This window comes from Capnocytophaga sp. ARDL2, assembly GCF_041530365.1.
Taxonomy (GTDB): domain Bacteria; phylum Bacteroidota; class Bacteroidia; order Flavobacteriales; family Flavobacteriaceae; genus Flavobacterium.
Map to the genome: position 1 here is coordinate 1,994,001 of NZ_CP168034.1, position 12,335 is coordinate 2,006,335.

Annotated in this window: 11 protein-coding genes; 6 read left to right on the forward strand and 5 right to left on the reverse strand. The window is 34.2% G+C overall.

The features are described 5' to 3' along the window. Window positions 1-57 precede the first annotated feature (57 nt). From AB4865_RS10035 to AB4865_RS10060, 6 genes are all read left to right on the forward strand, one after another. On the forward strand, window positions 58-1,494 hold the full coding sequence (locus AB4865_RS10035; RefSeq protein WP_372473133.1) for a TonB-dependent receptor: 1,437 nt from the start codon (window positions 58-60) through the stop codon (window positions 1,492-1,494). A gap of 2 nt (window positions 1,495-1,496) precedes the next feature. Next, window positions 1,497-1,970 (forward strand): DUF4199 domain-containing protein, encoded by a 474-nt coding sequence (locus tag AB4865_RS10040; protein WP_372473135.1) that lies wholly within the window; start codon window positions 1,497-1,499, stop codon window positions 1,968-1,970. A 5-nt stretch (window positions 1,971-1,975) separates the two neighbouring features. Then, window positions 1,976-2,791, forward strand: coding sequence for a 3-deoxy-8-phosphooctulonate synthase (gene kdsA / locus AB4865_RS10045; RefSeq protein ID WP_372473138.1), 816 nt, complete (start codon window positions 1,976-1,978; stop codon window positions 2,789-2,791). Window positions 2,792-2,866: 75 nt separating this feature from the next. Next, a complete protein-coding gene (locus tag AB4865_RS10050; protein ID WP_372473139.1) occupies window positions 2,867-3,742 on the forward strand; it encodes a PstS family phosphate ABC transporter substrate-binding protein in 876 nt (291 codons plus the stop codon). Between the two features lie 25 nt (window positions 3,743-3,767). Beyond that, window positions 3,768-5,414 (forward strand): tetratricopeptide repeat protein, encoded by a 1,647-nt coding sequence (locus tag AB4865_RS10055; RefSeq protein ID WP_372473140.1) that lies wholly within the window; start codon window positions 3,768-3,770, stop codon window positions 5,412-5,414. Window positions 5,415-5,545: 131 nt separating this feature from the next. After that, complete coding sequence (locus AB4865_RS10060; RefSeq protein ID WP_372473143.1) at window positions 5,546-6,115, forward strand: DUF6646 family protein; 570 nt, start codon at window positions 5,546-5,548, stop codon at window positions 6,113-6,115. Between the two features lie 59 nt (window positions 6,116-6,174). On the opposite strand, the gene recR is transcribed toward AB4865_RS10060, so the two are convergent. From recR to AB4865_RS10085, 5 genes are all read right to left on the reverse strand, one after another. Next, window positions 6,175-6,795, reverse strand: coding sequence for a recombination mediator RecR (gene recR, locus AB4865_RS10065; RefSeq protein ID WP_372473145.1), 621 nt, complete (start codon window positions 6,793-6,795; stop codon window positions 6,175-6,177). A gap of 116 nt (window positions 6,796-6,911) precedes the next feature. Continuing rightward, window positions 6,912-9,359, reverse strand: coding sequence for a primosomal protein N' (gene priA / locus AB4865_RS10070; protein WP_372473146.1), 2,448 nt, complete (start codon window positions 9,357-9,359; stop codon window positions 6,912-6,914). 8 nt (window positions 9,360-9,367) lie between these two features. Then, window positions 9,368-11,047 carry a sodium:solute symporter gene (locus tag AB4865_RS10075; RefSeq protein ID WP_372473147.1) on the reverse strand — a complete coding sequence of 560 codons (1,680 nt, stop codon included), beginning with the start codon at window positions 11,045-11,047 and terminating at the stop codon, window positions 9,368-9,370. A 195-nt stretch (window positions 11,048-11,242) separates the two neighbouring features. Further along, window positions 11,243-11,749: a mechanosensitive ion channel domain-containing protein gene (locus AB4865_RS10080; protein ID WP_372473149.1), complete on the reverse strand. Its 507-nt coding sequence runs from the start codon at window positions 11,747-11,749 to the stop codon at window positions 11,243-11,245. Further along, window positions 11,746-12,333: a Maf family nucleotide pyrophosphatase gene (locus AB4865_RS10085; RefSeq protein WP_372473150.1), complete on the reverse strand. Its 588-nt coding sequence runs from the start codon at window positions 12,331-12,333 to the stop codon at window positions 11,746-11,748. The genes AB4865_RS10080 and AB4865_RS10085 overlap by 4 nt, the downstream gene beginning before the upstream one ends. Window positions 12,334-12,335: the final 2 nt, after the last annotated feature.

A 12,335-nucleotide genomic window follows, 5' to 3' on the forward strand; every position in this document is an offset into this window, starting at 1 on the left:
GTTTTTTTCAAAAATAATAGTAATTTTACAAATTGAACATTCAACAAAAAATCATCAATGGATACTGAATTGATATTGCCTGGAGATAGAGTGCTAAAACATCAGCATTCAATCCGAGATAAAGCGTTAAAAATCAACTTAAACAAAAATATTTACGGTTCGTTTTCAGAAATTGGTGCTGGTCAAGAAACGGCTCGACACTTTTTCCGTGCTGGGGCGGCTTCGCGTACCATTGCAAAAACCATGTCTGCCTACGACAAGCAGTTTAGCGACGCTATTTATACTACCGAAGCTGATGGTCGCTATGTAACCGAAACGCGTTTGCGTAAAATGCTCGATTATGAATTTAACCTCCTACTCGACCGCATCGACCCTACAATCAACCCTGAACGCTACTATTTTAGCTTTGCCAATACAGTGGCGACTATCGATTTTGCGAAAAAATTTAAAGGTCATGGTTGGCTTGGGGTAAAGTTTCAAACTTGTCCTGGGGAAAAAGTCAACGAAATCGTTGTACATGTACAGTTCAAAGAAAACGATGCCAATCTACAACAGCAAACTCTTGGGATACTTGGTGTAAACCTTATTTACGGTGCGTTTTATTACAATCACTCTCCCAAGAAACTCATCGACCAATTGTACGACCACCTCGACACAGACCAAATTGAGATAGATACCATCAATTTTAGTGGGCCGTGTTTTGAAAAAGTTGACAACCGTTTGATGAGTTTGTATTTGGTAAAAAGCCACATGACCGAAGCGGTAATGTTTTCTCCTGACGCAAAAAATGTACTTCCTGCCAATGTGCTTTTCAAGAAAAATGTATTGATTCTTAGGGGAAGTTTCCGTCCTGTGACAACGGTAAACATTAATATGTATAAAAAATCCTTGGATTTGTTTTTGAAAGAAAATAATCTTTCAGAGGAAAACACTCAAGTGATTTTTGAAATTACATTGTACAATCTTTTGAAACAAGGAGATTTGGATGAAAACGATTTCCTTTCTCGTGCCGAATTATTATGTGCATTAGGCTACACGGTGATGGTTTCAAATTTCAAGGAATATTTCAAAGTGATTGATTATTGTTCGCAGTATTCTCAAGAATTTAAGGCATTGACGATTGGAGTAAATTCGTTGTATGAAATTTTCAATGAAAGACATTACCACGATTTGAGCGGTGGGGTTTTGGAAGGATTGGGACGCTTGTTTAAAGACAATTTAAAAATCTATTTGTATCCGATTATCGACAAAAAAACAGAAGAAATCACTTCGTCGAAAAATTTAAAATTGACTTGTCAAGACATGCAACCATTTTACGAATATTTTGTTAACAAAAAACAAATCATAGACATTGAAAATTACGAATTTAAAAACTTGAAAATTTTCTCTCAAGATGTATTAGACCGATTGAAAAATAACGACGAAAGTTGGAAAACAATGGTGCCTGACGAAGTTGCCGAAATCATCGAAAAACGCAATTTATTTAGAGAATAATCATGGAAAAATTTGGAATAGAAATCAAATGGGCAGCGATTTTTACGCTATTTTCATGTGTTTGGGCGTTTGGCGAAAAACAATTAGGCATACACCAAGATTTTAGCAATATTGTTTTCAGTACATTAGCTTTGTTTTTGGCACAAATCATATTGATTTTGATATTTTTTATAGACAAAAAGAAAAATTTCTTTGCCAATGAAGCAACATTTAGCCAATTGTTCAAATCAGGATTGTTTTATACAGGAATAATTACCTTGTTGAGTCCATTGGCTATTTACATTATTTATCAATCGATTAGCCCAGAGTATTTCGACAATCTCATCAACTATCAATTAGCAAAAGGAAGATTTACCAAAGAAAGTTTACTCGAAACTCACAACATCGATGTAAAAATCCGTGAAGGAGTAACCTATACCCTTTCTATGGGGGTAATTTTTTCTGCATTATTTGCAACGGTTTTTAAAAAAAAATAAAAAAAATGAACCTATCAAACATACCAAATATCAAACATTTAGACTCAAAAAACTTTTTTGTTTTAGCGGGTCCTTGTGCCATAGAAGGCGAAGAAATGGCATTTAAAATTGCCGAAAGATTGCTGACCATTACAGACAAACTCAACATTCCATTGGTGTTTAAGGGAAGTTTCAAAAAGGCAAATCGCAGTAGAATCGACTCATTTACAGGAATCGGCGATGAAAAAGCCTTGAAAATCCTCGAAAAAGTTGGAAGAGAATTTCAAGTGCCTACCGTTACCGATATACACGAAAGCAGCGATGCCGCATTGGCAGCCGAATATGTAGATATTCTGCAAATTCCAGCATTTTTGGTTCGTCAGACCGATTTGGTAATAGCAGCGGCAAATACTGGAAAAACGGTAAATTTGAAAAAAGGACAATTTATGAGTCCAGAAAGTATGAAACACGCCGTGCAGAAAGTATTAGATTCGCACAACGAAAATGTGATGGTTACCGACCGTGGGACGATGTTTGGCTATCAGGATATGATTGTAGATTTTAGAGGAATTCCGACGATGCAACAATACGCAACTACAGTTTTGGATATTACACATTCATTGCAACAACCCAATCAGATGAGTGGTGTAACAGGTGGAAGACCCGATTTGATTGAAACCATTGCCAAAGCAGGAATCGCTGTAGGAGTGGATGGAATTTTTATCGAAACACACCACGATCCAGCCAATGCAAAAAGCGACGGAGCCAATATGCTACATTTGGATTATTTTGAAAATCTGATGAAAAAATTGGTAGCTATTCGTCAAGTAGTTGTGGAATAATTAGAAAAAAACAACAAAAAAGTAATATTCTATAAGATTTTTTTTATATTGCACCATATTTATTTCAATCAAAAAATGAAAAAGTACTTTTTCGCCATAATAACTTTGCTATCAATCAACGCTTGTAAAGACACAAAAACTCAAGAAACAAGCGAAACGCATACAACCGGATCTACAACGATTTGGGTGGATGAATCCATTGCACCCTTAGCTGAAGACATTACAACAGTATTTGAAAGATATTATGACAGAGCTTCGATTGAAATAAAAACGTCCAATGCAACCTCTATCACCAATAGTTTGCTAAAAAATGATATTTCTTTAGCAATGATTTCTCGTGATTTGACAGAAAAAGAAATCAAACACATTTCTCAACGCATTGCACCCACAATTATTCCTGTGGCAAAAGAAGCTGTAGTATTCATCACTCATAAAACGAATAAGGACAGTTTGCTGAACTTTCAAAAGTTTTTACTCGAGTTAAAAGAACCCAATTCAGATAAAATCATCGTGTTTGACAATGCTAATTCGACGATTACAAAAATGATTCAGGAACAAGGTGAAATAGACTTCAATCAAAAAAACATGTATTATATGAACAATACAAAAGAAGTCATCGAATATATTTCACAAAATCCCAAAGCCATAGGAATCGTTGGTAGTAATTGGATGCTAAACATGTATGACAATAATGAAGAAAACATAGCACATTTGCGAACAATGAAATTGTGGAATGAAACTCAAAAACAATATATAAAACCCTCACAATCTACCCTGGCTGACAATACCTATCCATTGGTACGTACCATCAACATAGTAGATATCAAAGGAGCAGCAGGATTAGGCAGAGGATTGGCGAGTTTTGCAGCCAGTGACAAAGGACAACGCATCGTACTAAAATCAGGTTTGATGCCTATAGAAATACCACCAAGAGAAATTGTTGTAAAATAGTTATAAACATACAAAAACATAATTTATGAATAAAAAAATTACATTGACATTCGCTTTAATTTCAGCGACACTTTCTGCACAAAATCCTATGATGGATGCAGAAAAAGTAATTGCATATGGACATTTTGATGTTGCAAAAAAATATTACAAAGAAGAGTTAGAAAAAGACGCTTCGAGAGGAGATTTCTACTACAACTTAGGAAGAATTCATTTGGCACAAAACCAAAAAGATTCGGCTGAATTGTACTTTAAAGAAGGACTAAGAGCAGCTCGAAATGCTGATATTAATAATTTAGGTATTGCATTTTTGTCTTTAGAAAACGGAAAAGACAAAGAAGCATTGTCTAAGATGAAGGCTTATGTTTTGGCTGATAAAAAAATCAATCCAGAAAAAATCTTACAATCTGCAAAAATCTATTTAGAAAGTTCAAAACCAAATGCAGAAAGAGCATTGGAATTTGCTTTAGAAGCACAAACTCATGACAAGAAAAGTGTTAATGCCAAATTAATTGAGGCTGATGCACACTTGGCAGATGGAGTAAAGAAAATTGCTGAATTGAGATACAAACAAATATTGAGAGACCAGCCAAAAAATGTAGAAGCTATGTTGCGTTTGGCTAAAATTCACTTGATTGAAAACAATTATCCAGAGGCAATTGCTTTGTACAAACAAGCAGCTGAAATCGAACCAGGAAATCCACAAATACACAAAGATGCTGCCTTTGCTTATAGAGATTATGCAAAATTTTCAAATAATAATGCCTACAAAAAAGAAGCAGCAGCAAGTTATAAAGAATTTTATAAATTAGTACCTGAAAGTTTTGATATAGATAACCAATACGGAGAGTTTATCGTAGGTTTGAGAGACTTTAATGCTGTGACTGAATTGGTGGAAAACCGTTGGGAAACAAGAGGAGACAATTTCCAAATGTACCGTTTTGCAGCTGTATCAGCATTTGAAAATGAAAATTCTGAAAGTTCGCTTTTGTATTCTGAAAAATATTTTGACGTTCAAGACAAAGTACAAAAATTAACAGCTGTTGATTATTTCTACTTAGGATTAGGTCAAGTGATGCAAGCGACGAAACATAAAAACACAGACGAAAAATTGTTTTCTAAAGGAATCGAAAACATGAAAATAGGTATTCAAAACGACGCTTCATTAGCAAATTATATTTATGACAAAGGATTGACTTTGTTCCAAAAAAATCTTTACAAAGAGGCATATCAAGTTTTTGATTTAGGTACAAAAAATGAAAATGTAGAGCATTTTATTTCAAACTTGTACTACAAAGGAGCGTGTTTGTTTATGACTCAAGACGACCCAATCACATCAGATCCGCTATCAAAAGCAAATGATTGTTTTGAAAAAGTGCTTTCATTGGCTCCTAATACACACGAAGCGTATATTATGAATGCACGTACATACGACAGAAAGGGAGATAAATTCCATCAAAAATCTATTGACAATTACAAAAAATTCATTGAGGCTATAAACAGTAAAGATTATGGTACTACAAATGAAATCAATGAGATGAAGGTAGAAGCATATACAAACATTGGCGATTTTTATAGATACTCTGACAGAGGAAGAGCGAGAGCTAATTTCCAAAAAGTTTTATCTATTGACCCTAATAATCAATATGCTAAAAAAGCTTTGAACTCTTTATAACAAGTGTACTAAAATGCAACTATTAAAAATAGTTGCATTTTTTTTATACTTACTTCAAATTTCATTTTGTTTATATTCACATTTACCCTACATTTGTTAACGCAAATGTTAATCTCTTAAACAAACATAATATGAAAAAATTATTTCTAACCGCACTATTTTCAATAGGAAGTTTTAGTGCAAATGCTCAATACTTTGTACAAGTAGTTGAAAAAATTGATTACAAAACTCATTTTGGATACATCAACGTAGGAGGTATCTCAGGTGTAGAATTTGAAACGAGTGCAAGATATGAAAACAAACCAATCGTTGTAGGTTCAGAAATTCAATACTTATTTTTACCGAAACTACCATCATCAGTTACAGTAGGCGACATGACTTTTGATGTAACTTATGACAAAGTAAAACGCTTTATGCAAGGATTTAATGCTGGTGTATATTTTAGAGGTCATTTAGGTAGTCTTTGGGATTTGAACAAAGATATTCTTGACCCTTATATAGGATTAAACGTTGGTACAAATGCAATTGGAGGACATATCGGTGCTCGATACATGGTTACTCCATATATTGGTTTTTATGCAAAAGCTCAGTATAACTTTTCTGGATCTTTGGGAGGATTTTTAGATTCTGAAGAAGGATGGGGAAATCCATACAAAAATCAGTTTTTAGGTGCAGCTGGTATTGTACTTGACTTGTTTTAATTGAAAATATAAAATAAAATAGGCTGTCCGAAATCCAACTGACAGCCTATTTTATAAAATTACTCCGCTTTCAAACTTGTATCAAAAGGTACGCGATTTATCAAACTGCGACCAAGCGTTACCTCATCTGCATACTGCAATTCGTCTCCTACTGCTATACCTCTTGCAATAATGGAAGTTTTGATACCGTATTGTTCAATTTGTTTGTAAATATAAAAATTGGTGGTATCTCCTTCGATAGTAGAACTCAAAGCAAAAATCAATTCTTTCACTTGATCGTTTTTCACTTTTTCTACCAAAGGTGCAATGTGTAACTGACTTGGACCAATTCCATCGATTGGAGAAATTTTCCCTCCCAACACATGATAAATTCCCTTGTATAATTGCGTATTTTCAATAGCCATTACATCGCGTATATCTTCTACCACACACACCAATTGATGATCTCTACTGACATTGCTACAAATATGACAATATTCCGTATCTGAAAGCGTAAAACATTCTTTGCAATACTGCACCTGCTCTCTCAAATTGCTCAATGCGGTAGTCAGCGACTGTGTCATAGAAGATGGTTGTCGCAACAAATGCAACACCAATCGCAAGGCAGTACGCTTACCTATTCCAGGTAATTGAGCCATTTCTTCAACAGCTTTTTCTAATAATTTTGAAGGAAAATCCATTTTGTTTTAATTTATTTTTAAACACATCTAAACTTAGGACACATAGTCACCAGTTTTCGTGTCATGATGTAAACATCAATTTAGTTTTTTGTTTATTGAGGGTTATTGCATATACATCAATAAAAATCTACATTGATCACCACTCGTACGCTTTTAAACTGTGAAATATTCTCAAATGACTGCAAACTTCTCTGTATGTGTTTTTTGGTATCCAAAAGCGAAGCATTGGCTGGTACTTTTATCATTACATTTCGCAAATACAGATTCTTTATTCGGTTGATAGTAGGTTCTTCCGGTCCTAAAATCGGAATTTGCAATTTTTGTTTTAAATGTTCTACCATCCATTGCGAAGCCTCTTTTACTCGTTGAAAATCGACATGACGAAATTGCAAATGTATCAATCGAAAATACGGTGGATAATGAAAATTATGACGGTCAAACATCTGTTCTTTAAACATTTGCTCGTAATCATAATTGACTATCTGTTGCACCACATTGTGAAAAGGATTGTAGGTTTGTAAATAAACTTTTCCTTGTTGCTTACGCCCTGCTCTACCTGCTACTTGCACTATGGTTTGAAAGGCTCGTTCGTGGGCTCGAAAATCTGGAAAATACAATGAATTGTCTACATTCAACACGCCCACCAATCCTACATTGTCAAAATCCAATCCTTTGGTAATCATCTGTGTACCTACAATAATATCGATTGCTCCGTTTTTGTATTTTTCAATAATCTCTGCCAAAGCATATTTTCGTTTGGTCGTATCTTGGTCTATTCGAGCAATGGAATACTGTGGAAATAATTTCAGCATCTCTTCCTCTATTTGCTCGGTTCCTACACCTTTGGTAGAAATATCAACCGTTTTGCACACCATACAATTTTTGGGGTATGCCATACTAAAACCGCAGTAATGACATTTGAGTTTATGTTGTGATTTATAATAAGTTAAACTCACATCACATTGCGTACATTGAGGTACATATCCACAAGTTCCACATTCTAAAACTGGGGAAAATCCACGACGATTTTGATAAATTACCACTTGTTTTCCTTCCGAAAGCGTTTGATTGATTGCATCGATTAATTCGGTAGAAAAATGCCCCACCATGGCTTTTTGTTTGTAGGCTTCCTTTATATCGATAAGGTGCATTTTTGGCAAAGGCACATCGTTGTATCGCTTGTTTAGCATAACTTTTCTGTATTTTCCCAACAGGCAATTGTAATACGATTCGATACTCGGAGTCGCTGATCCCATCAACAATTTTGCTTTGAATGATTTTGCCAACACCACCGCCATATCTCTGGCGTGATAACGAGGAGCTGGATCGTGCTGTTTGTACGAAGTATCGTGTTCTTCATCAACAATCACCAAACCCAAATCGGTAAACGGCAAAAACACAGACGAACGCGTACCGATGATGATTTTACTTTCCATTGGTTTTTCGAGCATACGCATCCATACCTCATAGCGTTCATTGGGCGAATATTTTGAGTGATACACCATCACCTCTTTTCTAAATTGCTGATTGAGTCGCTGTACCAACTGAGTGGTCAGTGTAATTTCTGGTACTAAAAACAAAATTTGTTGATTGTTTTTCAACGCATTTTCAATCAATTGGAAATAAATTTCCGTTTTACCCGAACCTGTTATCCCGTGTAATAAAACAGTATCTTTTTCTCTAAATTGCGTTTCAATTTCGTTTAAAGCCGTTTGTTGTTCAGTTGAAAGTTGATATTCATTGGCATAGGCATCTTCCATTTGCACGCGATAGACCGATTGCTCTGAAATTTCAAATATGCCTTTTTCGACCAAATTTTTAAAAACAGCCTGAGAGACCTCTGCTTTTTCCAACAAATCTTTCACTAAAATTCCCTTGGGAAAAGCAGGAACCATTTGAAAATAGGTAAACAACAGTTTTTTTTGTTTTTCCGTTCGTGCTACTTCATCAATCAAATTTCGCAAGGCATCATCCGACTGAAAATGAGCAGGAAGCACTACATATTTTTCAGTTTTAGGTTTGTATTTTTCCTCAGTTTCTTCATACAATCGCACAATACCTTTTTCAGACATTTTTTCAATGAGTGGATACACTCTGTTTTTTCCTAAAATCGCTTGTATTTCGTGAATTTTCAAAATAGGTTGTAATTCCAAGGCTTCGTAAATCACAAACTCTTCATCGGTCAATTGGCTAATATCCACCGTTTTATCTATATTGAGATACACAATGGTTTCATTTTCCAAAATAAACAACGAAGGAACAGCCGTAGAATAGACTTCTCCCAAATTGGACAAATAATAATCCGCTACAAATTGCCACAATTCCAATTGTTTTAAGGTAATTTTGGGCGTTTTGTCTATGATTTCGTAAACATTTTTAGCTTGATATAAAACGGGAGGATTTTGATGTTTATTGACCACAATGGCAGTGTAGTACTTGCTTTTCCCAAAAGGTACAATCACCCTACAACCGATTTGCAATTGCTGAAATTCCTCTAGCAAAACAGAATAGGTAAATATATTGGGCAAAGAAAGTGGTACGATAACATCAACAAAATAACTCATAAAATCTTTTATTTAATCCTTCTCCTTAAAAACTCTAAAACTAATGCAATAAGCATCGTTAATAGTGTTCCAAAAATTACTAACCATAAATAACTGATAACATTTAGACAAAACAAAACGATCACCGCTATTTGTGCAAATAATCCAGCATAAAACACTGAAAACGCTTGACAATATTTAACAAAAAATCCGATGAGAAACACTCCTAAAATAGATCCATAAAAAATAGAACCAATGATGTTTACCAACTGAATCAAATTTTCAAAATAATTGATTATACTTGCTGCCAAAATAGACAAACCTCCCCAAATCAATACAGAGAGTCTGGTCATTTTCAAATAGTGTTTTTTACTCTTGTTGGGTACATACGACTTGTACAAATCCAATGAAGAGGTATATGCCAAAGCATACACCCCTGCCGATGCCGACGACAACGCTGCACTAAAAACAATCGCTAATAACAAACCTACCAAACCTATTGGTAAGTAATTGATTACATAGTATATAAACACAAAATCTTTATCATTAGTTTCTGCTTGATGGTCAACAGTCTTAATTATTTTTTTAGCTTCTTCGCGTATATGTTTTTCTTCGTTATGTAGCATTTTCAACTTCATTTCCAGCATCGGATTATTAAATCCCTGATTGAGCTGTCCAGAATAAATAGTTGCAATTTCTTTTTTTTCATCTTGCAAATAACTCAATTGCATCTGCATATATTGATATTCATTTTGCAAAGGACTATTCAATACTTTTTGTGTATTTACAGGATTGAAATGTAAGGGAGCTTTTTCATAATGAAAAAAGATAAAAATCATAACACCTGTCAACAATATAAAAAACTGTACAGGTATTTTAAACAATCCATTGATAACTAAGCCTTTTTGTATATGTCCTAAGGATTTTCCAGAAAGATATCTACCTACCTGTGATTGATCAGTTCCAAAATATGCCAACATCATAAAAAATCCTCCTAATATCCCATTCCAAAGCGTATATCTTTCAGTAAAACTAAATGAAAAATCTAATAGGTTCAGCTTTCCTTCTACATTTGCCAATGCCAATGCATTGTTGAAATCTGTTTCATCAGACAAATTGAATACTATGTAAAAAAAGATGACAACCAACCCTAAAAACATAACAAAGGCTTGTTGCTTTTGCGTAATATTCAGTGCTTTAGTACCTCCGAAAAAAGTATAAACAGTGATAGCAACACCAATACATAACACCAATAATGAAAAATTCCATCCCAAGGTTGCGTGCAAAATTATTGCAGGTGCATAAATGGTAACTCCTGTTCCTATGCTTCGTTGAATGAGAAATCCAAGTGATGCAAGTGTACGAGTTTTTTTATCAAATCTTTTTTCAAGGTATTCATAAGCCGTATATACTTTCAATTTATGATAAACTGGCACAAAAAATACACAAATCACAATCACAGCCAGAGGCAAACCAAAATAAAACTGAATAAACCCCATTCCATCGTGATACGCCTGACCCGGTGTGGATAAAAATGTAATCGCACTCGCCTGAGTAGCCATGACAGACATTCCAATGGTAAACCAATCGGTTTGTCTATCGCCCATAACATAATCATTTATGGATTGATTTCTTAATGACTTTACTGTACCATAAATTATGGTAAAAAGTAAAGTAATCAACAAAATACTCCAGTCTATAATACTCATCTTTCCTTATTAATTATAAAATTGCATTAATAAATAAAAAAACATAATATATGCAAAATTGACTATAAAAATCAATGTATATGAATTTCTCCAACGTATTTTTTCAGGTGTTTTTTTTGTTGACATAACTTAAACGTTTTTTTGCAAAAATAAAGATTTTGAGGTTGATATAAAATAAAAAGTAGGACTGCTGTCCTACTCTTCTTTAACTTCTACAGATTTTTGCAAAAACAAATTGTTGGGATAGCAAATTCGCTCGCCATTATCTGTGATTAATATCGTGTGAAAAGTTTTGATGTCATCGATAATTGCTTCAAAGGGAAAATCTTTGTCATGTATCAATATTCTGTCTCCAATTTTATAGGGAAACGAAAAAAACATAATGATTCCTGCTGTAAAATTACTCAATACAGACCATTGTGCAAACAAGGCTACTCCCACAAAAGCAATAATCGAACTCAAAAAAGTAAATGCTTTCAAGGGCTCAATACCCCATACCAACAAAACCGCAGTTGAGGCAAAAAACATCACCATTCCATTGATATACTTAAAAATCATCTTACTGCGTTTGTCTGTACGATGATAAGAAGTAGCAAATTTGTCAATAATTTTCTTTGTCAAAAATCGGATGATGTAATAAATTACAATCACTATCGCCGTGATGATGAATTGTTCTGTATGTTTTATAAAAAATTCTTTCATTTATCCCAATTTATCAAATGTTTGTATAATTTTTCCATCGGCATTCCTACTACATTGGTATAACTCCCATTAATTTTTTCGATTCCAATCAATCCTATCCATTCTTGGATACCGTATGCTCCTGCTTTGTCAAACGGACGATAAGTTTCAATATAGTATCGAATATCTTCATCTGTCAATTGGCTAAACGACACTTCTGTACTTTCGTGAAATACTACGATTTTTTCCTTAGATTTCATACAAACCGAACTCACCACACTGTGTGTTTTGCCAGACATAGATGAAATAATCTCAAAAGCCTCATCGGCATTTTTTGGTTTTCCCAAGGCTTTGCCATCGTGCCAAACAATGGTATCACAAGTAATAATCACATCGTTTTCATTAGTAAAATCGGCATGTTCGGCTTTCAACTGACATAAAAAATCGGTGATTTCTTCTTTTTGTAAATGAGAAGGATAGTTTTCCTCTATATCTATTTTTACCAATTGAAAATCCACCCCCAAATCACGCAAAAACTGCTGTCTTCGTGGAGATTGAGACGCCAATTTCACTGTATATTTTTGATTAATTTCTTTTAGCTTCATAA